This is a genomic window from Pseudomonas sp. BJa3 (genome assembly GCF_026343815.1).
Taxonomy (GTDB): domain Bacteria; phylum Pseudomonadota; class Gammaproteobacteria; order Pseudomonadales; family Pseudomonadaceae; genus Aquipseudomonas; species Aquipseudomonas soli.
On the sequence record NZ_JAOXMC010000006.1, the window covers coordinates 72702 to 97005 of the forward strand.

Annotated in this window: 21 protein-coding genes; 14 read left to right on the top strand and 7 right to left on the bottom strand. The window is 61.8% G+C overall.

Annotated features, from left to right (window positions below):
* Positions 1–181 precede the first annotated feature (181 nt).
* Complete coding sequence (locus OH705_RS08720) at positions 182–4204, bottom strand: hypothetical protein (RefSeq protein WP_267301876.1); 4023 nt, start codon at positions 4202–4204, stop codon at positions 182–184.
* A 139-nt stretch (positions 4205–4343) separates the two neighbouring features.
* Between OH705_RS08720 and OH705_RS08725 the strand changes: the two genes are divergently transcribed.
* The gene (locus OH705_RS08725; RefSeq protein ID WP_094011514.1) at positions 4344–4715 is read left to right on the top strand and encodes a hypothetical protein; all 372 of its coding nucleotides are present in this window, start codon (positions 4344–4346) and stop codon (positions 4713–4715) included.
* Positions 4716–4769: 54 nt separating this feature from the next.
* Here the strand turns inward: OH705_RS08725 and OH705_RS08730 are convergent, their stop codons facing one another.
* Positions 4770–5465 (bottom strand): CatB-related O-acetyltransferase, encoded by a 696-nt coding sequence (locus OH705_RS08730; protein WP_094011515.1) that lies wholly within the window; start codon positions 5463–5465, stop codon positions 4770–4772.
* A 146-nt stretch (positions 5466–5611) separates the two neighbouring features.
* Here OH705_RS08730 and OH705_RS08735 point away from each other — a divergent pair, with 146 nt between their 5' ends.
* A complete protein-coding gene (locus tag OH705_RS08735) occupies positions 5612–6073 on the top strand; it encodes an Lrp/AsnC family transcriptional regulator (RefSeq protein ID WP_094011516.1) in 462 nt (153 codons plus the stop codon).
* Between the two features lie 5 nt (positions 6074–6078).
* On the opposite strand, the gene OH705_RS08740 is transcribed toward OH705_RS08735, so the two are convergent.
* Positions 6079–6369, bottom strand: a complete 291-nt coding sequence (locus OH705_RS08740; protein WP_094011517.1) for a DUF3077 domain-containing protein — start codon at positions 6367–6369, stop codon at positions 6079–6081.
* 453 nt (positions 6370–6822) lie between these two features.
* Between OH705_RS08740 and OH705_RS08745 the strand changes: the two genes are divergently transcribed.
* From OH705_RS08745 to OH705_RS08795, 11 genes are all read left to right on the top strand, one after another.
* On the top strand, positions 6823–7185 hold the full coding sequence (locus OH705_RS08745; RefSeq protein WP_094011518.1) for a toxin: 363 nt from the start codon (positions 6823–6825) through the stop codon (positions 7183–7185).
* The gene (locus OH705_RS08750) at positions 7163–7477 is read left to right on the top strand and encodes a helix-turn-helix domain-containing protein (RefSeq protein ID WP_267301878.1); all 315 of its coding nucleotides are present in this window, start codon (positions 7163–7165) and stop codon (positions 7475–7477) included. Before OH705_RS08745 ends, OH705_RS08750 begins: the two co-directional genes overlap by 23 nt.
* Positions 7478–7637: 160 nt before the next feature.
* The gene (locus tag OH705_RS08755) at positions 7638–9320 is read left to right on the top strand and encodes a flavin monoamine oxidase family protein (protein WP_094011520.1); all 1683 of its coding nucleotides are present in this window, start codon (positions 7638–7640) and stop codon (positions 9318–9320) included.
* Positions 9321–9336: 16 nt separating this feature from the next.
* Positions 9337–10119: a carbon-nitrogen hydrolase family protein gene (locus OH705_RS08760; RefSeq protein ID WP_267301881.1), complete on the top strand. Its 783-nt coding sequence runs from the start codon at positions 9337–9339 to the stop codon at positions 10117–10119.
* 52 nt (positions 10120–10171) lie between these two features.
* Positions 10172–12487: a pyrroloquinoline quinone biosynthesis protein PqqF gene (gene pqqF / locus OH705_RS08765; protein ID WP_267301882.1), complete on the top strand. Its 2316-nt coding sequence runs from the start codon at positions 10172–10174 to the stop codon at positions 12485–12487.
* A 170-nt stretch (positions 12488–12657) separates the two neighbouring features.
* Positions 12658–12729 (top strand): pyrroloquinoline quinone precursor peptide PqqA, encoded by a 72-nt coding sequence (pqqA, locus tag OH705_RS08770; RefSeq protein ID WP_003243383.1) that lies wholly within the window; start codon positions 12658–12660, stop codon positions 12727–12729.
* 73 nt (positions 12730–12802) lie between these two features.
* Positions 12803–13714 (top strand): pyrroloquinoline quinone biosynthesis protein PqqB, encoded by a 912-nt coding sequence (pqqB, locus tag OH705_RS08775; protein WP_267301883.1) that lies wholly within the window; start codon positions 12803–12805, stop codon positions 13712–13714.
* A gap of 27 nt (positions 13715–13741) precedes the next feature.
* Entirely contained in the window at positions 13742–14479 is a 738-nt protein-coding gene (pqqC, locus tag OH705_RS08780) for a pyrroloquinoline-quinone synthase PqqC (RefSeq protein ID WP_172670943.1), read from the top strand.
* Entirely contained in the window at positions 14476–14751 is a 276-nt protein-coding gene (gene pqqD, locus OH705_RS08785; protein WP_023629204.1) for a pyrroloquinoline quinone biosynthesis peptide chaperone PqqD, read from the top strand. Before pqqC ends, pqqD begins: the two co-directional genes overlap by 4 nt.
* A complete protein-coding gene (gene pqqE / locus OH705_RS08790) occupies positions 14723–15871 on the top strand; it encodes a pyrroloquinoline quinone biosynthesis protein PqqE (RefSeq protein WP_038707229.1) in 1149 nt (382 codons plus the stop codon). Before pqqD ends, pqqE begins: the two co-directional genes overlap by 29 nt.
* Positions 15852–17663, top strand: coding sequence for an alpha/beta hydrolase family protein (locus OH705_RS08795; RefSeq protein WP_267301886.1), 1812 nt, complete (start codon positions 15852–15854; stop codon positions 17661–17663). Before pqqE ends, OH705_RS08795 begins: the two co-directional genes overlap by 20 nt.
* 93 nt (positions 17664–17756) lie before the next feature.
* Here OH705_RS08795 and OH705_RS08800 read toward each other — a convergent pair whose 3' ends face one another.
* Positions 17757–17915: a YqaE/Pmp3 family membrane protein gene (locus OH705_RS08800; RefSeq protein ID WP_003177654.1), complete on the bottom strand. Its 159-nt coding sequence runs from the start codon at positions 17913–17915 to the stop codon at positions 17757–17759.
* Positions 17916–18069: 154 nt separating this feature from the next.
* Positions 18070–19347, bottom strand: coding sequence for an aspartate aminotransferase family protein (locus OH705_RS08805; protein WP_094011525.1), 1278 nt, complete (start codon positions 19345–19347; stop codon positions 18070–18072).
* A gap of 210 nt (positions 19348–19557) precedes the next feature.
* Here OH705_RS08805 and OH705_RS08810 point away from each other — a divergent pair, with 210 nt between their 5' ends.
* Positions 19558–20481: a LysR family transcriptional regulator gene (locus OH705_RS08810; protein WP_023629202.1), complete on the top strand. Its 924-nt coding sequence runs from the start codon at positions 19558–19560 to the stop codon at positions 20479–20481.
* Between the two features lie 379 nt (positions 20482–20860).
* Here OH705_RS08810 and OH705_RS08815 read toward each other — a convergent pair whose 3' ends face one another.
* On the bottom strand, positions 20861–22639 hold the full coding sequence (locus tag OH705_RS08815; protein ID WP_023629201.1) for an acyl-CoA dehydrogenase C-terminal domain-containing protein: 1779 nt from the start codon (positions 22637–22639) through the stop codon (positions 20861–20863).
* A gap of 130 nt (positions 22640–22769) precedes the next feature.
* Positions 22770–24056, bottom strand: a complete 1287-nt coding sequence (locus OH705_RS08820; RefSeq protein ID WP_267301891.1) for a sensor domain-containing diguanylate cyclase — start codon at positions 24054–24056, stop codon at positions 22770–22772.
* Positions 24057–24304: the final 248 nt, after the last annotated feature.

Below are 24304 nucleotides of genomic sequence, written 5' to 3' on the forward strand. Positions count from 1 at the left end.
TCGAGTCCGTGTGGGCCCACCATCTTCGAAGCCGCGCATTGTGCGGCTTTGTCTTTATGACCCTTTTTGCATACTGGTAAGCTCGAAGCGCTCACAAACTCTATACATCGCCCCTTCCGAACATGACGGATGATCCATGACTTAGGGTTTCTACGAAAAGCAGCCGGGCGGCGATCACGGGTCAGGTATCTCCAGAGGTGTTGCGCTGCCAACCTAACTCCTCAAGCACTGGAGCGGCCTTCTCCTGCGGCCAATGGCCGCGGTCTACCATTCCCCATACAGCATTTATAAGTCCCATCCGCTGATTAGACTTCAGCCGTTCGTGCCGACTAATACCTACAGCCACGGCGAGCAACCGCTCCCACTGCACTCCTTTTGTCTCGTGCCAAAGGACCAACAATCCAGCCAATGGTCGCGACGCGGGAGCAGGACGATTAGTACGGCAACAACACTCCATCGCGAACAATAGCTGCTCCAGTTCTTCTGCAGACAAGGCCGGCTCACCTTTGTTGACTGCACGATAGAGTCTATCGACCAATGCCGGTTCAATAATCCCTTCATCCTTGTATGGCAGCTGTAACTCCTGACTCCACCCTACATCATTCATAGCTCTGAGCAGCCGTTTAGAACTAGGCAGCTCTCTATACAACTTTGGTATTCGTATTTCAACCTGCGAGCGAAGCCACTGTTGATCAGGGGGCGCCAGCACATGCAAACGTTGCAACATGCCAGCAAATGTATTGTCATTCCCTTCACTATTTTCATGATGCTCCAGCCACTGCCGAGCCAGTAGTGCTATACCGCACCAGAATTTGTCGGTCGCATCATGCCTGTACAACAGACGATTCAACACAAAATCAGCTTTTTCGTTGAGCCCAAACAACCTCAGCCAGCTCTCTGCCAGAGTAAATACTCGCGCAGCATCGTTCCCCGTCAACTCTTGAGTATCCAACAATGATCGCAACAAATATGAAGCATCAGCAGTGCTTATTTGAAGTTCTAGTCGAGTGATTACGATTTTTATCAAGGCTGCTCGCTGCTCATCTGACATTACGCACTTCATAAGGCGCTTGGTTAGGAAGTCGGCTCCAACCTCAGACCCATGCGCCTCCAACCACCCCAGGGCCGTGGTGATTACAGATGCCGCCTCTCGATTCATCAGCTCATCACATTCCAGCAGGTGCTCCAACAACCAGTTGGCCTGGCGCTCCAGCCCATACTTGGCCAGCCATACTTGCGTACCGGCAAGCACCTCGGGCAACTGAGATGCGTTCGATTCACAGCGCGACAACAAAGCGGCTAGCACAAAACTGGCCCCACGCTCCTTGCCGTGCTCCAGAAGCCACTGGCATGCGTGAGTGATCACCTCTGAAGCCTCTGCACCACTCAACACATCGCGCGACAACAGCGGTGCCATTACAAAACCGGCCTCACGTTCTTTACCATGCTCCAAAAGCCACCAACATGCATGAGTGACCACCTCTGAAGCCTCTGCGCCACTCAACTCATCGCACGACAACAGCGTCTCTATTACAAGACCCGCCTCACGCGCCATCCCATGTTCCAAAAGCCATGAGCGCGTCGTTGCGAGCACCTGCAACGAATCCGCACCGCGAACCTTGTTTCCAGTCAGCAGAGATCGCAACACAAAACGAGCATCAAGGGTTCGACCATGTTCAGCCAACCATGCGTACGCCTTGCCAATCACCTCTGATGCAATCAGACCATCCAACTCGTCGTGCGCCAATAGGGGATGAAGCACAAATCCGGCATCGCGCTCCTTTGCATATTCCCTCAACCAGAGGCATGCGATTTCAAACACCACCGAAGCATTCTCGCCATTTAATCCTTCGTGCGACAGCAACGGCCCCAAAACAAATTGAGCATCACGCTCTCTACCCTGCGCCACCAACCATGTACGCGCATGGGCGATCACACCCAATGCATCCCTGCCACAAAGTTCCCTATATGACAACAAAGGCCCCAGTACGAATTGAGCATCGCGATCCTGACCATAAACAGCCAACCATGCGCGCGCGACTCCAACCACCTCTAACGCTTGTGTTCCAACCAGCTCGTTGTGGGAAAGTAAAGGCCCAAGAACAAAACAAGCATCTTTTGAAGCGCCATGGCACTTTAACCAACGTCGGCAAGCGTCCAGCAAATCCAATGAGATCTCCACCGACTGTGCCCGTAAGCCTCGATACAAGAAGTGCCTAGCCGCCAGTTTGTCCGCATGCATATTCAACCAAGGGGCGATCAGTTGCGGCCAAGCCTGCTGAGAGGGGACCTGCCAGTCGGAAGCACCCAATAATGCCCCCAAGGCGTAGGCGGCCTCATCTGGATCAGCTTGCTGAAGTACATCTCCCAACGCCGAAGCGTGGTGGTTTAGCCAATTGGCAATGGAATCTTTTAGTTGCTGCACACCCTGTACATCGGGTATCCCGGCAAGGCGCTCCAGTGCCAAGACACAACGCGCCAACAATCTGGGTCGTAACATGACTAGGGACATGAGAGCAGTGAAAGCGATATCCGACCAACAGCCGGGGGCTGGCCACAAAGCGTGGAACAGCAGCTCGTCTGCTACCACATCATGCGGTGTGACTAGATTCGACCCAATAGGCTCTAGCCAGCCCATATCCAGGAGTACCTTTTGGACCCGATCAGGAGGTGGTAACTTGTGTTGAATAGCGATAGCACTCATCGCCTCTAGCATCACTGACGCCTCCAACGGCGCTAGCCCTACGGTCAATGCAGAAGCCAGCAACTGAGGTGAGGTCTGGGTAAAGCTAAAGGGGTCTGGAGCTGGAATAACTGCCAACAACTGGTCCGCTTCCAGCCTTCGCTTCAGCCAACTCACGAGGTCGCCTGGGCGCAAACGTGAGAAGTCCAACGACAGAGGGCCAGCCTTAGCCATCGACTCCAGCTCCGTGGCAATCAGCAACGCCACGATCGGACGCGGACCACAAAGCTCGCTAACCTTCTCATTGCCCAGTTGCTTCAGGGCACCTGGACATAGTTGACGCAATACACTGCGAGTAATGCTACGGCGGTGCTGAGTGGAAGGGCTGAGGTTTACGGGCTGAAACAGCTGATCCCGCTCAACACTGCGCTGAACTAATGCGGCAGGACGCACGTTCGCCAGCAAAGCTACTTTTACACCCAACTCCTGCGCGCGCCCCAGCAATTGCCGGCGCACCGCAGCCAAGTCCAGTTGCGGCATCTGATCCAGATAATCAAACGAGATTAGCAATGGAGGCGCACCAGCCTGGAGCAACTGACAGAGCTGCTCAACGCTTACAAGTGGATCGGCCGGTAATATATGCACAACCTGCCAACCGGCCGTATCCGCTAAATTTGCAACCTCCAAACAAGTGCGGGTTTTACCAACACCACCGACCCCCTGAAGCAGTAAACCCTTAGTACCAATGCTCTGCTGCAGCACTTTGAAGAGCTGCACCGGATGTGCCGGATCATCCACGGGTGGTGGCACAAACGGCAGGTTCGCACTCAATAAGTAACGACGAAAGTCATGCAGAGAGGAACAATACTGCGCATGAGTGAGTAGCGAAAGCGACTCCGGCGCCAGCCACCGACCTGCGAGGCGCGTAGATTTGTCCAGCAGATGCCGTATATCACTCCAGTCAAGTACACGCACCTGTTGCAATGGCGGTCGTTGGGCCGCCGGTAAACCATCAAAAAAGGCTTTTATCTTGCCCCGCAGGTCGTCACGGGATTGCTGATTTGGTAGGACACTGCTCACACAATAGACATAACTTACTGCGCGCTGCCAAGGCTGAAAGTGACCTGGCCAGCCGGCAGCAGCCTGCCTGCGTAGCTTTTCCTCAACTTTCGACCAGCCTTGTTCTATATTCTGCTGAACACGTGGTTTCTGATCGTCATGATCTTTGCACTCGATGATCTGTGGCCAATCAAGACCTACGAGAGCAGGCCCTGCGATGAACTCAATGAAGCTATCGATCGAACCATCACGCCCCGATGTAGGCGCTACACTGACCCCGTCTCCAAACATTTCCCTAAGCAGATCACCCACCAGTTGTTGAAACGCATCACTGCGTTCATCGAACTCCTGCGCTCGCGGACCACTCCAACGTAAGGAGCTGGGATCAAAGTTGTTCGGAAAACAGTTGACAAGCATCATCGACTCTCGAAAAAACGTGACCACCTGATAGTACAGCGTCAAGCCATCGTCGGCACAATGCTTAACGCAGCGGCAAAGTGCCTTTAGCACACCCGTTCTATTTCGCCATCACGGCCGCGTTTCTAGAATCCCTCCATCGCTTCGGCACCGGGTCGGAGCCCAGTGATCGAGGGAACGTCACATGAACATCCAAGGAACGCTTGGAACCCTGCTCGTTGTACCGATGCTGGCCACGCTCGCAGGTTGCGTGGCACCGGGCTCCTATAACCAGGGCCAGCAGCCCAGCCAGATGGCCGGCGGCAATGCCCCGTGCACGCCCAGCGCAACCGACAACCTGATCTCCACAGGCCGCAGCCTGCTCAGCATCGCCAACTCCGTGCTCGAAACCAAGAACAGCATGAATGGCACTTCAGCCACCTATGATCAACGCATGCAGCTTGCGGAGAACGCGCAGAAGGTCAACAAAGGCAACCAGATGCTCGACAATGTCGAGAGCATGACTGCTGGCCTGAAGTCGCCTTGCGCCACGGCGCAGACCAGCGCGTCACGTTGATCAAATCCGATCAGGGCTGCGCAGCAGCCCCGGTCGTAAACGTCTCTCGGCGATTCAAACCGACGCCAGCACCTTGCAGCCCCGCCGCGAAATTTCGATCCTCGTGTAACTTGCCTCACCGAGCCCGCTGATCCGGTCAAGACAGGCGGCAGGGTCGTGCAGCGGCAGCTCCAGCAACTGCCGGGTATCGCGCTCCCACCAGCGCGATGCGAGCAGACGCTCGATCATCGCTTCCGGGTATCGATAACGCACCACCTTGGCTGGAAAGCCCGCCACCACGGCATAGGGCGGCACGTCCCGAGTCACCAGGGCGCGAGTGGCGACAATCGCGCCCGTGCCCACTTCGACGCCCTCCATGATCATCGCACCTTCGCCGATCCACACGTCATGGCCAATGCGTGCCGGCGTGCTCGGCGGCTCGTATTGCCACTGGGTGCCGGTGAACTGGAAAGGGTGGGAACTCAGCCAGTCGGTGGGATGAGCGTATTTTTCCTGGCCGATGACCACCGCGCTGCCGATCGAGCAATAGCGCCCGATCGACTCGACCACCTGCAGCGAGCCGCCACTGCGGATATAGGTGTGAGCCCCGATCGAGACATCCAGGGTGGCGGCGCTGACCGCCACATCGCCGATGCGCACCTCGGCCTCGAGCGCCAGCCTGGCGCGCTTGCCGAACTTGGAAATGCCCGTGCTCACCTTGCAACCGTGTTGGCGAATCCATCGCCGCCAGTACCAGTCCTTGAACTTCATGGGTCAATCACTCCTGCCATGGTCCAGGCTGCCGAGCGGCAGCGGCCCGCTATCGTACCGCCTTGCCAACGTAATGCCAGCCTTGGGCGCCTTGCGCGAATCGGTCGCGCTTGCATAGGCTAGCAGCTCGACAAAAGAGACCTACCATGCCGGCCACCTCCTCCATCACCCTCGACGCCATCGATCGCCAGTTGATCTCCCTGTTGCAGATCAACGCCCGCGAAAGCGTCGCCACGCTCGCCCGCCAACTGGGGATCGCCCGTACCACGGTGAACTCGCGCCTCGAACGCCTGGAGCGCAACAAGGTGATCACCGGCTATGGCGTGCGCCTGGGGCAGCGCCTGATCGGCGGCGGTCTGCAGGCGTACGTGGGGATCAAGGCGCAGCCGCGCTCAGGCAAGGACATCGTACGCCACCTGAGCGCCATGGGGCAGGTCCAGCAGTTGTGCGCGGTCAGTGGCGAATTCGACTATGTGGCCTGGCTGCTCAGCGACTCACCGGAGCAACTGGACCAGTTGCTCGACCTGATCGGCAGCCTCGACGGGGTGGAGAAGACCACCACGTCGATCATCCTCAGCAGCAAGGTGGACCGCGGGCAGCCAGGCTGAGGTCCTCAGGCCTCCATCGCGTCGAGCAACCCCTCCAGCAGCGCCCGTACCGTTTCCGCCGAATGCAGGATCGACCAGATCATCGCCCGCCCCGCCTCGGGGGCATGATGCTGGGCATAGTCGTCGGCGATTTCCTGGATGGCCTGGGCCAGCATGCTCGCGTGGACCAGGGCGTCGGCGGCATCGACGCCGGGGCGTACGGTGAAGATAGGGGGATGGCTGGACTGGCAGGAGCAGAAGGACTGCTCGGTGGTTGGGTTCAAAGTGAGGGGTGGGTCGGGGACGACCTTTTTCATGGTGTTGCCTCCATTACCGGCTCAAGCAGGCCACCACGCAACCTTCTCACGGGAATGGGTGGCAGCCATGGGCGGGGTGAGAACCGGCGAAGTTGGAGGCTACATTCCGGCCAGGCAGAACCTGCCCGCGCACAGCTGCCATGACAGCATGCCTCCAGTTTGATCGCCGGGTTCTCACGCCCGATCACCGAATATGCGGTGACCGGCTGAAGTTAACCGCGAAGGTTTACCCGCACAGCCAGACCGGAGCGACAGGGCTTGTAGGATAGGTCTCGTTAAATTTCACGTCTGTAGGAAATGGTCTGACAAACAAAAACCTAGCATCCTCCCAATGACATATCCGGCAACTCTCCCCCGCCAGCACTCCCTCGATCCACGTTTAGGCTGATGACATCTGCCCTATTGACGTAGCACAAACCTCATCACAAACTATACGCGGATCACGTACAAAAAATGGATGCCCTATTTATCGAGCTGCCCGCTTTCGAGCGCTTTCGCAGCCAGTATCTGGACGATGAAGATTTCCGGTCTCTGCAACGCGTACTGCTTCTGCATCCCCATGCGGGTGACGTCATCAAGGGAACGGGCGGCCTCAGGAAGGTGCGTTTCGCCGATGCACTACGCCATAAAGGCAAGCGAGGCGGCACCCGGATCATCTACTACTGGTGGCAGGCTGGGCTGCAGTTCTGGCTTTTCACGCTTTACGGAAAGGAAGTCCAGGATGACCTGACACCGCAGCAACGCCAGGCCCTGAAGAACCTGCTTGAACGCGAATACCTGATGAGGACGACCAATGCCACGCAACATCTTCACTGAACTCACCGAAGGTTTCGATGCCCTTGCCGATGAGCGCTCCGGCAAACTGACCCTGCGTTCGCACAAGGTAACCTTCGAGGAACTGGCCCCGCTGGCCCCCAATGAACTGACCGAGCTGCGCCAGCGCCTGAACATGTCCCGGGCGGTGTTTGCCGCGTACCTGCGCACCAACGCCCGCACCCTGGAGAGCTGGGAGCAAGGCCGCTCCAAGCCCAACGCCCAGGCCGTGGCACTGATCCGGCTGGTGCAGAAGTACCCTGAAACCGTCGAGCACTTGGCATCATTGAGCTGATTCGTCATTTTTTAATGAACATCAATCATCAAGACGAAACAAATCACATAACGACGTCAGTTTTCACCTTAATAACGAACACCCCGCTTCATAAAATGGCCACCAGGCATTCTCTATACTCAGGCTCCGCCCCCTGCGCAGCCCCTGGCAAGGTCATTACATGAACAAGAAAAACCGCCACCCCGCCGACGGCAAGAAACCCATCACCATCTTCGGCCCGGACTTCCCCTTCGCCTTCGACGACTGGCTGGAGCACCCGGCCGGCCTGGGCAGCATTCCCGAGGCGCGCCATGGCGAAGAGGTGGCGATCGTCGGTGGCGGTATTGCCGGGCTGGTGGCGGCCTACGAGTTGATGAAGCTGGGCCTCAAGCCCGTGGTGTACGAAGCTTCCAAGCTGGGTGGCAGGCTGCGTTCGCAGGTGTTCAACGGCACCGACGGCATCGTCGCCGAACTGGGCGGCATGCGCTTCCCGGTGTCGTCCACGGCCTTCTACCACTACGTCGACAAGCTGGGCCTGGAGACCAAGCCCTTCCCTAACCCGCTGACGCCGGCCTCGGGGAGTACGGTGATCGACTTGGAAGGCCAGACCTACTACGCCGAGAAGTACGCCGACCTGCCACACCTGTTCCACGAAGTGGCCGACGCCTGGGCGGACGCCCTGGAGAGCGGCGCGCAGTTCGCCGACATTCAGCAGGCCATTCGTGACCGCGACGTGCCGCGCCTGAAAGACCTGTGGAACAAGCTGGTGCCTCTGTGGGACGACCGCACTTTCTATGACTTCGTCGCCACTTCGCGCTCGTTCGCCAAACTGAGCTTCCAGCACCGCGAGGTGTTCGGCCAGGTGGGCTTCGGCACCGGCGGCTGGGACTCAGACTTCCCCAATTCGATGCTGGAAATCTTCCGCGTGGTGATGACCAACTGCGACGACCATCAGCATTTGGTGGTCGGCGGCGTCGAGCAGGTGCCGCAGGGCATCTGGCGCCATGTACCGGAGCGCTGCGCCCACTGGCCGGCCGGCACCAGCCTCAGTACGCTGCATGGCGGCGCGCCGCGCACCGGGGTCAAGCGCATTGCCCGCGCCAGCGATGGTCGCCTGGCGGTCACCGACAACTATGGTGACGTGCGCCACTACGCTGCTGTACTCACCACCTGCCAAAGCTGGCTGCTGACCACCCAGATCGACTGCGAGGAGTCGCTGTTCTCACAGAAAATGTGGATGGCCCTGGACCGCACCCGCTACATGCAGTCGTCGAAGACCTTCGTCATGGTCGATCGCCCGTTCTGGAAGGACAAGGATCCGCAGACCGGCCGCGACCTGATGAGCATGACCCTCACCGACCGTCTGACCCGCGGCACCTACCTGTTCGACAACGGCGACGACAAACCGGGAGTGATCTGCCTGTCCTACGCCTGGATGAGCGACGCCCTGAAGATGCTGCCGCACCCGACCGAAAAGCGCGTGCAACTGGCCCTCGACGCGCTGAAGAAGATCTACCCCAAGACCGATATCGCCGGGCATATCATCGGCGATCCGATCACCATCTCGTGGGAGGCCGACCCGCACTTCCTCGGCGCCTTCAAGGGCGCGCTGCCGGGCCACTACCGCTACAACCAGCGCATGTACGCACACTTCATGCAGGCCGACATGCCCGCCGAGCAGCGCGGCATCTTCATCGCCGGTGACGACGTGTCGTGGACCCCGGCCTGGGTCGAAGGCGCGGTGCAGACGTCGCTCAATGCCGTGTGGGGTATCATCAACCACTTCGGTGGCCAGACCCACCCGGACAATCCCGGCCCAGGCGATGTGTTCCACGAGATCGGTCCGATCGCCCTGGCCGACTGAGCGAAGGAGTAGCGCCATGCGCATCGCCCTGTACCAGGGTACGCCAAAGCCATTGGACGTGCCCGGCAACCTCGAGCGCCTGCAGCACCAGGCCCAGCTGGCCGCTGCCCGCGGCGCGCAGTTGCTGGTATGCCCGGAGATGTTCCTCAGCGGCTACAACATCGGCCTGGACCAGGTGGAACGCCTGGCCGAGGCCGAGGACGGCCCCTCGGCGATGAGCGTCGTCGAGATTGCCCAAGCGCACCGGATCGCCATCGTCTATGGCTATCCGGAGCGGGCCGAGGACGGGGCGATCTACAACAGCGTGCAACTGATCGACGCCCATGGCAGCAGCCTGTGCAACTACCGCAAGACCCACCTGTTCGGTGAGCTCGACCGCTCGATGTTCAGCCCAGGCGCCGATCACTTCCCGGTAGTCGAGCTGGACGGCTGGAAGGTAGGTCTGTTGATCTGCTACGACATCGAGTTCCCGGAGAACGCCCGGCGCCTGGCGCTGAACGGCGCTGAGCTGATCCTGGTGCCGACGGCGAACATGGCGCCCTACGACTTCGTCTGCCAGGTGACCGTGCGCTCGCGGGCGCAAGAGAACCAGTGCTACCTGGTGTACGCCAACTACTGCGGCAGCGAGGGCGAGATCCAGTATTGCGGGCAGAGCAGCATCATTGGGCCGGACGGGGATGTGCTGGCAATAGCCGGCCACGAAGAAGGACTGTTGCTGGCAGATCTGCAGCGCGAGCGGGTATTGAAAGGGCGGGAAGCATTTCCCTACCTGGCGGACCTGCGTCGGGATCTGCATTAACTGCGGCAGGGCCAGACCAGACAACCTCAGCATTGCGCGCTAGCATGGCGTCATGTCCGACGCCATTCGCCACCTCACCCTCGCCAACGGCCTGCACCTGACCCTGCGCCATGCCCCACGCCTCAAGCGCGCTGCGGCAGCGCTGCGGGTGCATGCAGGCAGCCACGACGCCCCGGCGCGCTGGCCGGGCCTGGCGCACTTTCTCGAACACCTGTTCTTCCTCGGCACCGCGCGCTTCCCGCTGGACGACGGCCTCATGCGCTATGTCCAGGGCCTGGGTGGCCAGGTCAACGCCAGCACCCGCGAGCGCACCACCGACTTCTTCTTCGAAGTGCCGCCCATGGCGCTGGCCGGCGGGCTGGAGCGTCTGTGCCAGATGCTCGCCGAACCGGACTTTGCCATCGAGCGCCAGCGCCGCGAACGCGAGGTGATTCATGCCGAGTTCATCGCCTGGTCGCGCAACCCCGAAGCCCAACGCCAGTTCACTCTGTTGCAATCGGTGTCGGCGCGCCATCCGCTGAGCGCTTTCCATGCGGGCAACCGCTACAGCCTGCCGCTGGAAAGCCCGGCCTTCCAGCAAGGGCTGAGACTGTTCCATCAACACCACTATCAAGGCACGCAGCTCACCTTGAGCCTGGTCGGCCCGCAGTCACTGGATGAGCTGGCACAACTGGGCAGACGATACGGCAAGTTGTTCGCCCAGGGTCCGGGCGCCGTCCGCAATCCGCCGCCCGCCTTGCTCGAAGCGCCTTTGCGCCAGCCAACCGCATGGGGTGCCCGTCAGGACTGGCTGTTCGCCCATGACCGCATGCCGGAAGGCGCGGAGCAGGCGCTTGAATTGTTACTGGCCCAGCTCACCGACAGCCGGCCTGGCGGTTGGCTGGATGCCTTGCGCAAACGGGGCTGGCTGCAGGACTGCAAGGCGCAACAACTCCACGCCCATGCCGGGCAGCTGCTCTGGCATGTCCAGTTGCAGCTGTCGGGCGAGGCCTGCCTGGCCGAGGCCCGGGCGCTGCTGCATGGCTGGCTGGGCTTTCTACGCCAGCAGGATCCTGGACAGCTGAACCTGCGCTTCACTCAACTACAGCCGCGCCGGGAACAAGCTGGAAGCGCGCTCGAACTGGCCCAGCGCGACAGCGCCGGCCGGTCGTTCAGCGGTCTGTCGGGCCAAGGACTGGCCGCCTTCGATGCACTGTTGGCCGACCTGCCATCCATGGCTGCAGGGGACTGGCAACTGCCACCCGAGGAAGCACTGCTGGCAGACGCCCTGCCCACGATCGGCAGTGCATTGCCAACCGCGCTCGCTATCGGCCACTGCCTGCCGCCAGCACGCCAGTTCGCGGCCCTGGACCTGCGCTGGCAGGTTCCGTCACCTCTGCGCCAACGCCTGTGGACCGTTCTCGAGCACAGCCTTCGACCGTTGCGCGAGCGTGCCACGCAGGCGGCATTGCACCTGGGCTTCGAGGCCTGCGGCGAGTACTGGCAGTTGCACCTGGCGGGGCATCCCCTGGCCGTGATCAATGCCACACAGGAGGCGCTTGCGTTGCTGCGCGCGCCTGCCAGGCAGCATTGGCAGGCACCAACGGCAGCCGAAGCCCCCTTGATACCGATCCGCGCGTTGCTCAAGGCACTGCCGAACACCTTGCTGATGGGCGCAATGCAACCACTACCGGCCTGCACGCCGGACCAGCCGCAGCTCGATTCACTCTGGCAGCAGGCCCGGTGGCAGGGGTTGGCGCAAGGATTCGACGCGGCGCAACAGGGGGCGCTGGGAACGGTACTGCAAAGCCTCATGGGTCAACCTGCCGAGCCCTCAGAGCCTCATCCGTTCCACGAGCGCCACTGGCGGCAGATCCCGACCAAGGGCAGCGAGCCCGCACTGTTGCTGTTCTGTCCATTGCCTGCGCACCTGCAGCCCACCGGCCGCCTGCTCGCCCATCTGTTGCAAGGCCCCGTCTATCAACGCCTGCGCGTTGAGCTGCAATTGGGTTATGCGGTGTTCAGCGCCTTTCGTCAGATCGAAGGCTACGGTGGGCTCCTGTTCGGCGTGCAATCCCCGCACGCCAGCCACGCGCAGATCCTTGGCCACCTGCTGGATCTGCTGGGTCAAGGCGTCGCGCTGGACGCCGATGCCCGCACGCAACTGGCCAATCAGTTCGACGAAACGGCAATGAGCAATGCCGATGTCGCTCAATGGGCCTGGCAGGCACATATGGCGACCCACAATCCGGACCTGTCGCGGATGCGCCGGTCTATTCTCAATGTCGAGCAAGTTCAGTTGGACGAACTACTGCAGCAACTCATCGACGCCAGGCACGGTTGGCTTTGCCTGGCCAATGTCGTCGCGCCGGACGCCAAATGGCGGTGAGGGCCGAAATGATTGTTACCGTTTGTGCAAGGGCACATTTCGAATAATTAACCTTTCGGTACAATTTTTTCTTGTAAGATAGCGCAATCTCGGTCAATGGAACCTCTCGTGCCTGAGAGAACCCAATAATGAACCGACCACCTCAAATCCCATCCGGAAGGAGCAAACCCATGTGGACCAAACCTGCATACACTGACCTGCGTATCGGCTTCGAAGTTACCATGTACTTCGCCAACCGCTGAGCGGCAGTGCGTTACGACGCCTCGGCCCGCCGGGGCGTTGTCGTTTTTCGGATCAGCGTTTACGAGGGCGCGCATGTACATCCAGATTCTCGGTTCCGCCGCCGGTGGCGGCTTCCCCCAGTGGAACTGCAACTGCGTCAACTGCAGGGGCTACCGCGACGGCACCCTGCGCGCCACGGCGCGTACCCAGTCGTCCATCGCCCTGTCCGACGACGGCGAGCACTGGATCCTGTGCAATGCCTCACCGGACATCCGCGCCCAGCTCCAGGCCTTCGCGCCGATGCAGCCGGCCCGTGCCCTGCGTGACACCGGTATCGATGCCATCGTCCTGCTCGACAGCCAGATCGACCACACCACCGGCCTGCTCAGCCTGCGCGAAGGCTGCCCGCACCAAGTGTGGTGCACCGACATGGTCCACCAGGACCTGTCCACCGGCTTCCCGCTGTTCAACATGCTCAGCCACTGGAACGGCGGGCTGGTGTGGAACCGCATTGAGCTGGCTGGCAGCTTCGTCATCAATGCCTGCCCTAAACTTCGCTTCACCCCCTTCCCACTGCGCAGCGCCGCACCGCCCTACTCGCCGCACCGTTTCGACCCGCACCCGGGCGACAACCTCGGGCTGCTGGTGGAGGACACCCGCACCGGCGGCAAGCTGTTCTACGCGCCGGGCCTGGGCCAGGTCGACGCCAAGCTGCTGGAGATGATGCATGGCGCCGACTGCCTGCTGGTCGACGGCACCCTGTGGGAGGATGATGAGATGCAGCGCCGCGGCGTCGGCACCCGCACCGGCCGCGAGATGGGCCACCTGGCGCAGAATGGCGCGGGCGGCATGCTCGAGGTGCTGGACGGTTTCCCACGTCAGCGCAAGGTGCTTATCCACATCAACAACACCAACCCGATCCTCGACGAAGACTCGCCGGAACGCGCCGAAGTACAGCGCCGGGGCGTGGAAGTCGCCTTCGATGGCATGAGTATCGAGCTGTAAGGAGGCCCTGTGAGCGACGCAACGCCGATGTCCCCTGCCGAGTTCGAGCAGGCCCTGCGCGCCAAGGGTGCCTATTACCACATCCATCACCCCTACCACGTGGCGATGTATGAAGGCCGCGCCAGCCGCGAGCAGATCCAGGGCTGGGTGGCCAACCGCTTCTACTACCAGGTCAACATCCCGATGAAGGATGCGGCGATCCTGGCCAACTGCCCGGACCGCGAAATCCGCCGCGAGTGGATCCAGCGCCTGCTCGACCACGATGGCGCACCCGGCGAGGACGGCGGCATCGAGGCCTGGTTGCGCCTGGGCCAGGCCGTGGGCCTGGACCCGGACCAATTGCGTAGCCAGGAGCTGGTGTTGCCCGGCGTGCGCTTCGCCGTCGACGCCTACGTCAACTTCGCCCGCCGCGCCAGCTGGCAGGAGGCCGCCAGCAGCTCGCTGACCGAACTGTTCGCCCCACAGATCCACCAGTCGCGCCTGGACAGCTGGCCGCAGCACTACCCGTGGATCGACCCGGCCGGCTACGAATACTTCCGCACCCGCCTGGGCCAGGCCCGGCGTGATGTAGAACACGGTCTGGCGATCACCCTGCAGCACTACACCACCCGCGAAGGGCAGGAGCGCATGCTGGAGATCCTGCAGTTCAAGCTGGATATCCTGTGGAGCATGCTCGATGCCATGAGCATGGCCTATGAACTGAACCGCCCGCCGTATCACAGCGTCACCGCCGAGCGGGTCTGGCACAAGGGGATTGCCCTATGAGTTTCGACCGTCAACAAGTGCCCGCCTGGCGCCCCGGCTATCGTTTCCAGTACGAGCCCGCGCAAAAGGGCCATGTGCTGCTGTACCCCGAGGGGATGATCAAGCTCAACGACAGCGCGGGCCTGATTGGCGGACTGATCGATGGCCAGCGCAGCGTCGCCGCGATCATTAGCGAGCTGCAACAGCAGTTCCCCGGTGTGCCCGAAGTCGCCGACGACATCGAGCAGTTCATGGAGGTGGCCCGTGCCGAACACTGGATCACCCTCGCCTGAGGTGCCGGTCGGCCTGCCGTTGTGGCTCCTGGCCGAACTCACCTACCGCTGCCCGCTGCAGTGCCCGTACTGCTCGAACCCGCTGGATTTCGCCGAGCAGGGCAAAGAGCTGAGCACCGAGCAGTGGTTCAAGGTGATGGCCGAAGCCCGCGAGATGGGCGCCGCGCAAATCGGTTTTTCCGGCGGCGAACCGCTGGTGCGCCAGGACCTCGCCGAGCTGATCGGCGAGGCCCGGCGCCTGGGCTACTACACCAACCTGATCACCTCCGGCATCGGCCTGACCGAGCAGAAGATCGCCGCGTTCAAGCAGGCCGGGCTGGATCATATCCAGATCAGCTTCCAGGCCAGCGACGAGCAGGTGAACAACCTGCTGGCCGGCTCGAAGAAGGCCTTCGCGCAGAAACTGGAGATGGCCCGGGCGGTGAAGGCCCACGGCTACCCGATGGTGCTCAACTTCGTCACCCATCGGCACAACATCGACCGGATCGACCGCATCATCGAGCTGTGCATCGCCCTTGAGGCCGACTTCGTGGAGCTGGCCACCTGCCAGTTCTACGGCTGGGCGCACCTCAACCGCCTTGGCCTGCTGCCGACCCGCGCCCAGCTGGAACGGGCCGAGCGCATCACCAATGAGTACCGCGACAAGCTCAAGGCCGAAGGCAGCCCGTGCAAGCTGATCTTCGTTACCCCCGACTACTACGAAGAGCGCCCCAAGGCCTGCATGAATGGCTGGGGCAGCCTGTTCCTGACCATCACCCCGGACGGCACCGCCCTGCCCTGCCATGGCGCGCGCCAGCTGCCGGTGCAGTTCCCCAATGTGCGCGACCATGACCTGCGCCACATCTGGTACGACTCGTTCGGCTTCAACCGCTTCCGGGGCTATGACTGGATGCCCGAGCCGTGCCGCTCGTGCGACGAGAAGGAAAAGGACTTCGGCGGCTGCCGCTGCCAGGCCTTCATGCTCACCGGCGATGCCAGCAAGGCCGACCCGGTGTGCGCCAAGTCACCGGACCACGGCATCATCCTCAAGGCCCGCGAAGAAGCCGAGCACGCTACGCTGGAGATTGAACAGATGACCTTCCGCAACGAGCGCAACTCCCATGTCATTGCCCGCGGCTGAGTTCAGCGCCACCCAGGCGGTGGCCGCCGGTACCGATTTCGCTGAACTGAAGGTCGGTGAACAAGGTGTGTTCTGGAACGAGTTCCGGCCGGCCGATGGCGCTTGTCGGATCTGGCATTGGCGCGACCACCAGGCACGTTGCCTGACCCCGGACGGGTTCAGTGTGCGCAGCCGGGTCTACGAGTACGGCGGCGGCAGTTTTTGCCTGAGCGACGAAGGGCTGGTGTTCGTCAACGAACAGGACCAGCAGGTCTATCTGCAGGCACTGGACGGCAGCTTGCCGCGCCGGCTCACCCATGCTGACGACCGCCGCTACGGTGATGTGCAGTGGCATGCGGGCCTGGTTCTGGCCGTCGAGGAACACCACGGGGAGCAGGTCGAGCATCGCCTTGTGGGTCTCACCGCAGAGCATCGACAGATCCTGGCAGAAGGCGCCGACTTCTATGCCTCCCCCACACTGAGCCACGATGGATGCCGCCTGGCCTGGATCGAGTGGGACCGGCCGGCGCAACCCTGGACCGTCACCCGCCTGATGTGCCGGGAACGCGAACCTTCTGGCGCCTGGGGCGCGGTACGCTGCGTCGCCGCGCAGGACGAATCCTTGCAGCAGCCCCGCTTCGATGAGCAAGGCCGCTTGTACTGCCTTTCCGATCGCGACGGTTTCTGGCAACCCTGGGGCGAGCTCGACGGACACTGGCAACGTCTGCCCGCCGCATCCGCAGACCACGCCGCCGCTCCTTGGCAGCTGGGCGCCAGCACTTGGCTGGCCCTCGGCCCCGCCAGCTATCTGGCCAGCTGGTTCGAGGACGGCTTCGGAGAACTGGGGTTGCGCCGCGACAGCGGCGAAGTGGAACGCTATGCCAGTGCATACACGCGGTTCCGTGGCCTGGCCTTGGATAACGAGCGCATCTATGCAGTGGCCGCCTCGCCGATCAGCCCAGCGGCGGTGATCGCCATCGACCAGCGCAGCCACGCAGTCGAAGTACTGGCAGGCGGCGCCGAGGTGCTACCGGTGGAACACATCAGCCGCCCCCAGCCGATCCACTATGCCAGTGGCGATGGTTCGGCCCACGGCTTCTTCTACCCAGCCATGCAAGGTACGGCCGGCCTACCCCCACTGGTGGTGTTCATCCATGGCGGCCCGACCTCGGCCTGCTACCCGGTGCTCGACTCGCGTATCCAGTATTGGACCCAACGCGGCTTCGCCGTCGCCGACCTCAACTACCGAGGCAGCAGCGGCTACGGTCGCGCTTATCGCCAGGCGCTGTACCTGCGCTGGGGCGAATGCGACGTCGAGGACGCCTGCGGGGCAGTCAGGCATCTTGCCGAGCTGGGCCTGATCGACCCGGCCCAGGCCTTCATCCGCGGTGGCAGCGCGGGGGGCTACACTACCCTATGCGCCTTGGCCTTCCAGGATGTGTTCCGTGGCGGCGCCAGCCTGTACGGCGTCAGCGACCCCGAAGCGCTGGGCAGGGCCACCCACAAGTTCGAAAGCGACTACCTGGACTGGCTGATCGGCGACCCGCAACGCGATGCCGATCGATATCGCCAGCGCACACCATTGCTGCACGCCGGACGGATCAAGGTACCGGTGATTTTCTTCCAAGGTGAGCTGGATGCGGTGGTGGTACCGGGGCAGACACGCTTGATGCTCGAGGCCCTACAGGCCAATGGCATCCAAGCCGAGGGGCATTTTTATGCGGGCGAGCGGCATGGGTTTCGTCAGGCGGCGAACCTGGCGCATGCGCTCGACGAAGAGTGGAAGTTCTACTGCCGGTTGCTAGGCCGGTAGGGCAAAACAGAGTTTCAGGCTTCAACTGCAACTGCGTGGGAGCGGCGGTGCGCCGCTCCCACGCAGTTCATGCTTGCAGAGCGGTCTTTGCTCTCAGCGCTTGGCAATGATGTACACCGCGTGCACGATCCCGGGGATATAACCCAGCAGGGTCAGCAGGATGTTCAGCCAGAACGCTCCACCGAATCCCACCTGGAGAAATACGCCCAGCGGTGGCAGGAGGATAGCGATGATGATGCGAATGAAGTCCATGCGGTGCGCTCCTTGAAAGTGTATCAACACAGACTAGTCGCACCGCCCGGAGGTTCCACCGGGCAAAAAAACGCCCCTGGCCATGTATTTCAGACCAGAGGCGATGCGCAGGAACGCGAGACGGTTCGTTGAAATTCTTTATGCCGGTGCCAAGTCAGGCCGGAACTTCGCGGCGATTGTGCTGGTGGGCATGCAGCCGGGTGAACGCCCGGGCCAGGCGCTGAAGCATTTCGTCGATGTTGCCTTTGCTCACGGTCAGCGCCGGCGAGAAGCGCACAACATCGGCCTGCGGGGCATTGAGCAGCAAGCCTTCCTGCAATGCCGCCTCGACCAGCGGCACTGCGGTCCCCTCACGCAGTTGCAGCCCCCACAGCAGCCCCTGGCCACGCACTTCGCCCTGGCCATAGCGGCCAGCCAGGCGGCTGAGGCCATCGCGCAGGTGGCGACCACTGTCCATCACCTGCTCGAAGAACCCCTTCTCCAGCACGGTCTGCAGCACAGCCATCCCGGCAGCGCTCATCAGTGCGTTGCCATGGTGGCTGCCTTCCAGCTCGCCCGGTTCGGCGCAGCAGGCGCGTCCGCGGGCCAGCAGCGCGGCCAACGGCACACCGCCGCCCAGGCCTTTGCCGAGAGTGATGATGTCGGCCCGCACGCCGTAGGTTTCTTCTGCCAACAGGGCGCCGCAACGTCCTACACCGGTCTGCACCTCATCGAGGATCAGCAGAATGCCCAGCTCACGGCACAACCGCTCGACACCCTGGAGGTACTCACGGGTGGCCGGAATCACGCCGGCCTCACCCTGTATCGGCTCGAGCATGATCGCCACGGTGCGCGAGTCGACCGCCGCATGCAGCGCCGCCAGGTCGTTGAAAGGCACCTTGCTGAAGCCCGGCAAGCCGGGCTCGCAACGGTTGCATGGCAGCGGGTCGGACGCCGACAACGCCCCGAGCGTGCGCCCATGGCAACCTTGGCTGGCGGTAATGATGTGATAGGCGCCGTTGCGGTGCAGCTGGCCCCATTTGCGCGCCAGCTTGATCGCCCCCTCGCAGGCTTCGGCGCCACTGTTGAGCAGGTAGGCCTGATCACTGTCGGTGCGCTGGCACAGCAACTCGGCCAGGTTCAGCAGGCCGCGGCTGTGGTAGCCCGCGCCTGGATTGATCAAGGCCTGGGCCTGGTCGCCCAGGGCCTTGACCAGCACGCTCGGGCTGTGGCCCAGACTGTTCACCGCGCAACCCTGGGTGAAGTCCAGGTAGGCGTGACCCTCGTCGTCCCACAACCACGATCCCTGGCCTCGCACGAACACGTGCGGCGCACGTTCGATGCTGGGCATCAGCCGCTCGCGGGAGCACTGCGCGGCGGCCGGCACGCTCACCGAGGCACCCTTGGGCTCGGCGACGGCGGGTGCCGAACGGCGCAGGTTGAACAGGTTCATCGGGACTCCGGCCAATCACGGTGGTGGGCGGTCAAGGCTCCGGTCTGACGCCGGAATTGAATATTCTGCCTTGCCTATCAAAAGTGTTTCTCAGCTGCGGTAACAATCGCCGGGTTGAGCGCTGTAACCCGTTGGAATACGGCGATAGACTAGGGCTCTAGTCGTTTCCCGGCCATTTCGATTTCTCAGCTTTTTCGATAAGTATCACCTATGGATTTTCGCCAACTGCGTTACTTCGTCGCGGTCTATGAAGAAGGCCATGTGGGCCGCGCCGCCGAACGCCTTTCGCTGTCCCAGCCAGCGCTGTCCCAACAGATTCGCCAGCTGGAGCACAGCCTCGACCTGAGCCTGTTTGAACGCAGCAACAAACGCCTGCTGCCCACGCTCGCCGCGCATACCCTGTACAACCACGCCGTGCCCTTGCTCGAAGGCCTTCAACGGGCCCACGAGGCCATGGGCAACTTCAAGGGCCAATCACTGCGCACCCTGGCTATCGGGGTACTGCAGACCGTGCGGCCAAGCCTGGTGCCGCAACTTCTGGAGCGGGTGCGCAAAGCCCAGCCGCACCTGGTGGTACAGATCTATGAACTGTCGGGGTCAGAGATCGAGCGGCGCCTGCTCAACGGCAGCCTGGACATCGGCATCAGCTACCTGCCGCCACGCCAGCCTGGCCTGCATGGCTTGCTGCTGTACGAAGATGAACTGCAGTTGGTCATTCCCCGTGCCCACCCGTTGAAGGACTTCAAGAAAGTCTCGATGCGTCAGGCTGCCGAGTTACCGATGCTGATGCTTGGCGAAGAATTCCAGATCCGCCAGATCTGGAAGGCGCAGCTGGCCAGCCAAGGGCGCAGGCCGCAGGTGCAGGCCGAGATGAACAACATGGCGGGTATCCTCGACAGCCTGGCGCACACTGCGCTGGCGACCATCCTGCCGGGTCGGGCCAAGGAAGCCACCCAGGACGACCAGGAGCTGCTGTGGAAACCTCTCAGCGAGCCACGTATTCCGTTGAAGGTAGGCCTGGTGTTTCGTGACGCACAACGTCAACAGGCCTCGGTCGAGCTGCTGCGCAGCTTGTTGGAGGAAGAAGCCGACCCACGCCAGCTGGGGATTTCACCGTTGGACGTGCTTGGCTGAAACGCGCCCATAAAGAAAACCCCGCCTAAGCGGGGTTTTCCAGACTGTTTCCCTTCGACATCCCTATCACCCCGCCATCCTGGCAGGAAATCCTTCTTGTCCCTGTTCTATCTTTTCGCGCTTCCTGCGCAACTTCCTTGTAAGGCGTCCTGCTCTGTCCATTGCGCGTCCTGCGCTACGTCCATGTAAGAAAGAGTAACCGTGGATCCAATCTCAGGAAAGAGGCGAAACGTCACCACGTCGTGTAAGCCAAAGCTTACAAAAGAGGTTTGTTCACAAACATGTGCCGCCGGCAAAACAAAAAGCCGCCCGGCACCGGATGTATCCGGTGCGGGGCGGCCTCATGCCGCAATCAGGTTATCAAGCAGTCCGCTCGGGGTCAGAACTGCGCAGCGTCCAGCAGGTACAGCGATTCGCTACCAGCTTTCACCGACGCCGCCAGCGAATGGACTCGCGGCAACAGGCGTGCAAAGTAGAAACGTGCCGTGCCCAACTTGGCGCCATAGAAGTCCGCATCGCCTTCGCCGGCCTTGGCAGCCCGCGCCATCAGTGCCCACATGTAGGCGTAGGCGACATAACCGAATGCGTGCAGGTATTCGACCGAAGCCGCGCCGATCTCGTTGGGGTTGCCCTTGGCCTGATCCAGCACCCAGTTGGTCAGCTCGTCGAGCTGGTCGAGGGAGGCTGCCAGGGGCTTGGTGAACTCGCCAAGGTCAGCAGCGCTGACGGCGATGAACTCGCGAATCTCGTCGGCGAACAGCTTGTAGTAAGCGCCACCACTGGCCACCACCTTGCGACCGACCAGGTCCAGTGCCTGGATACCATTGGTGCCTTCGTAGATCTGGGTGATGCGCACATCGCGCACCAGCTGCTCCTGGCCCCACTCACGGATGTAGCCATGGCCGCCGAAGACCTGCTGGCCATGCACCGTGCACTCCAGACCCAGGTCAGTGAGGAAGGCCTTGGCCACCGGGGTAAGCAGCGCCACCAGTTCCTCACTGCGCTTGCGGGTCGCGGCGTCTTCGCTGTACTTGGCGCTGTCGAGCTGCATCGCCACATAGGTGGAGAACGCCCGGCCGCCTTCGGTCAGCGCCTTCATGGTCAGCAGCATGCGGCGCACGTCCGGGTGGACGATGATCGGGTCGGCCACCTTGTCCTTGGCCTGCGGGCCGGTCGGGGCGCGGCTCTGCAGACGGTCGCGGGCATACTCCACGGCGTTCTGGTAGGAGCGCTCGGCCGAGGCCAGGCCCTGGATGCCAACCCCCAGGCGCTCGTAGTTCATCATGGTGAACATGGCTGCCAGGCCTTTGTTCGGCTCGCCGACGATATAGCCGACCGCTTCGTCGAAGTTCATCACGCAGGTGGCCGAGCCCTGGATGCCCATCTTGTGCTCGATCGAGCCGCAAGTGGCCGGGTTGCGCGCGCCGAGACTGCCATCTTCGTTGACCAGGAACTTGGGCACCAGGAACAGCGAGATGCCTTTCGGGCCTGCCGGTGCATCCGGCAGCTTGGCCAGTACCAGATGGATGATGTTCTCGGTGAGATCGTGCTCGCCACCGGTGATGAAGATCTTGGTGCCGCTGACCTTGTAGCTGCCATCAGCCTGGGGCTCGGCCTTGGTGCGGATGATGCCCAGGTCGGTACCGGCGTGGGGCTCGGTGAGGCACATGGAGCCGGCCCAGACACCCGAGTACATGTTCGGCAGGTACTTTTCCTTGAGCGCTTCACTGGCGTGGGCGTTGATCGACAGGCAGGCGCCGGCGGTCAGCATCGGGTACAGGCCGAAGGCCAGGCTCGAGGCATTGACCATTTCCTCGACCTGGGCCGAAACGACCTTGGGCATGCCCATGCCACCGAAGAGCGGATCGCCGCCAACGCCGACCCAGCCACCTTCGGCATAAGTGTTGTATGCCTCGATGAAGCCCGCCGGGGTGCGCACCGAGCCGTTGTCCCAATGGCAACCCTCTTCGTCGGCGGCACGGCTCAGCGGCGCGATGGTCTTGCCGGTGACCTTGCCGGCCTCCTCCAGCACCGCCATGGCCGTATCGGCATCGACTGCCTCGGCAAGGCCGGGCAGTTGCGACCAGAGCGTGGCCACGTCGAAGACTTCATTGAGGACGAAGCGCATATCGCGCAGGGGCGCTTTATATTCAGCCATGACAACCTCTCGCTATCGGGGTCGGGGCGGCCGATGAGGGCCGCAGCACTGGGATGACCGCAGTGTAACCGAACAACTTTTACGAGACATAGGGTCATCATGCGACCGAATGGTCTACCATAGTCACTCACTAACCTGCCATGCGCACAGCACCACGACGCGACTGCTGGCCGAAGGTCATGACGCAGTTACGTCCCGCGCCTTTGGCGCTATACAGCGCCTGGTCGGCCGACTTGAGCACTTCATCGGGGTTGCGGTGCTCGGCCTGGCGCTCGGCCACGCCGATGCTGATAGTCACCGACACCGTGGTGTTTGCGCCGCCCCCGCGACGCTGGCGACCGGTTGAGTCATCCTGCGGCCGGCTGTTCTGGTCACGCAGTTGGATCGCATAGTTGGCGATCATCTCGCGTACCGCCTCCAGGTGGGGCAAGCATTCTTCGGCAGTCTTGCCGGCAAACACCAAGGCGAACTCTTCGCCACCATAACGGTAGGCGCGACCGCCGCCGGTCACCTTGGACAAGCGGCTTGCAACCAGGCGCAATACCTGGTCGCCGACATCATGACCATGGGTATCGTTGAATTTCTTGAAGTGGTCAACGTCGGTCATGGCGATTACATAGTTGCGCCCCAGGCGTTGCATACGCTCGTTCAAGGCCCGTCGTCCCGGCAGGCCGGTCAACTCATCGCGGAAGGCCATCTGGTAGGCCTCGTGGGACACCGCCGCGGCAATCATCAGCATCACCTGGCTGCACATGATGTTCAGGGTGAAGGGGAGGATGAAAGTCTTGGGCAGCATCCAGAAGATACCCACCAGGCCGATGATCTGTGCGGCATGCAACGGCCTGGGCTCACGCAGGTACTGCGCCACCAACAGGATGAACACCGCCAGGAACAGCGGATAGGCCAACTGGATTAGGCTCATCCACTGGCCATGCAACGAGGGCCAGCGAATCTCGGCCAGCCAGCCAAGTAGCGCCTCGGGGAAACTTTGCTCCAGCGCCACGGCCACGCTGCTAACCGCGAACAGCACGGCGAAACGGGCCAGAAGGTCCTGGGCCAGGTGCGTACGTTCCTGCCAGGCGCCATACAGGCCAAACAGCGCCGGCAACAACAGACAAACCAAGTGGAAGATCACCGCGGCATCGTCACGGACCCGGCCGTTGTCGCGGTAGAAGTCGGTCTGAGTGTCGAGCAGGAAATAGGCGATGTACACCGTGACCATCAGAAACAGCTCACGCTGACGGCGGTAAACGGCGCAGTAGGCGCCACCCAGTAACAGAACCAAGGTGGGCAAAACATTGAACAGCGATGTGAAGAAGACGCTGAGGTCCCTCACATACGCTGCAGCGAGCCCCGCCATTAGAAGGAACAGTGATGGCAAGAAGTGGCTCGCACGTACAGCGGATAGACGAAACAAGGGTAATCTCCGACCCGGCAGATCAATAATGGCATTGTGCCCCTACTTCATCGGCAGCGCACATGAATAGATGAATAAACGGAAGGTTTAACGGCACGGACCGGGATCAGCTTGAGACTTTCTCGTAACTGAATGCGACATAGCCGTATCGGCGAGGTCCATCGGGGCCGGTGCGTAATGTGTGAAAACGGGTTTGCTCCGCGATAGGCTCCTGGAGCCAAAATCAAAGGCAAAAAAAACCGCCTGCC

Coding starts and splice junctions, on each gene's coding strand:
- OH705_RS08725 (WP_094011514.1), top strand. CDS start 4,344: ATGAACATCCAAGGAACGCTTGGAACCCTGCTCGTTGTACCGATGCTG.
- OH705_RS08730 (WP_094011515.1), bottom strand. CDS start 5,465: ATGAAGTTCAAGGACTGGTACTGGCGGCGATGGATTCGCCAACACGGT.
- OH705_RS08735 (WP_094011516.1), top strand. CDS start 5,612: ATGCCGGCCACCTCCTCCATCACCCTCGACGCCATCGATCGCCAGTTG.
- OH705_RS08740 (WP_094011517.1), bottom strand. CDS start 6,369: ATGAAAAAGGTCGTCCCCGACCCACCCCTCACTTTGAACCCAACCACC.
- OH705_RS08745 (WP_094011518.1), top strand. CDS start 6,823: ATGGATGCCCTATTTATCGAGCTGCCCGCTTTCGAGCGCTTTCGCAGC.
- OH705_RS08750 (WP_267301878.1), top strand. CDS start 7,163: ATGCCACGCAACATCTTCACTGAACTCACCGAAGGTTTCGATGCCCTT.
- OH705_RS08755 (WP_094011520.1), top strand. CDS start 7,638: ATGAACAAGAAAAACCGCCACCCCGCCGACGGCAAGAAACCCATCACC.
- OH705_RS08760 (WP_267301881.1), top strand. CDS start 9,337: ATGCGCATCGCCCTGTACCAGGGTACGCCAAAGCCATTGGACGTGCCC.
- pqqF (WP_267301882.1), top strand. CDS start 10,172: ATGTCCGACGCCATTCGCCACCTCACCCTCGCCAACGGCCTGCACCTG.
- pqqB (WP_267301883.1), top strand. CDS start 12,803: ATGTACATCCAGATTCTCGGTTCCGCCGCCGGTGGCGGCTTCCCCCAG.
- pqqC (WP_172670943.1), top strand. CDS start 13,742: ATGTCCCCTGCCGAGTTCGAGCAGGCCCTGCGCGCCAAGGGTGCCTAT.
- pqqD (WP_023629204.1), top strand. CDS start 14,476: ATGAGTTTCGACCGTCAACAAGTGCCCGCCTGGCGCCCCGGCTATCGT.
- OH705_RS08795 (WP_267301886.1), top strand. CDS start 15,852: ATGTCATTGCCCGCGGCTGAGTTCAGCGCCACCCAGGCGGTGGCCGCC.
- OH705_RS08800 (WP_003177654.1), bottom strand. CDS start 17,915: ATGGACTTCATTCGCATCATCATCGCTATCCTCCTGCCACCGCTGGGC.
- OH705_RS08805 (WP_094011525.1), bottom strand. CDS start 19,347: ATGAACCTGTTCAACCTGCGCCGTTCGGCACCCGCCGTCGCCGAGCCC.
- OH705_RS08810 (WP_023629202.1), top strand. CDS start 19,558: ATGGATTTTCGCCAACTGCGTTACTTCGTCGCGGTCTATGAAGAAGGC.
- OH705_RS08815 (WP_023629201.1), bottom strand. CDS start 22,639: ATGGCTGAATATAAAGCGCCCCTGCGCGATATGCGCTTCGTCCTCAAT.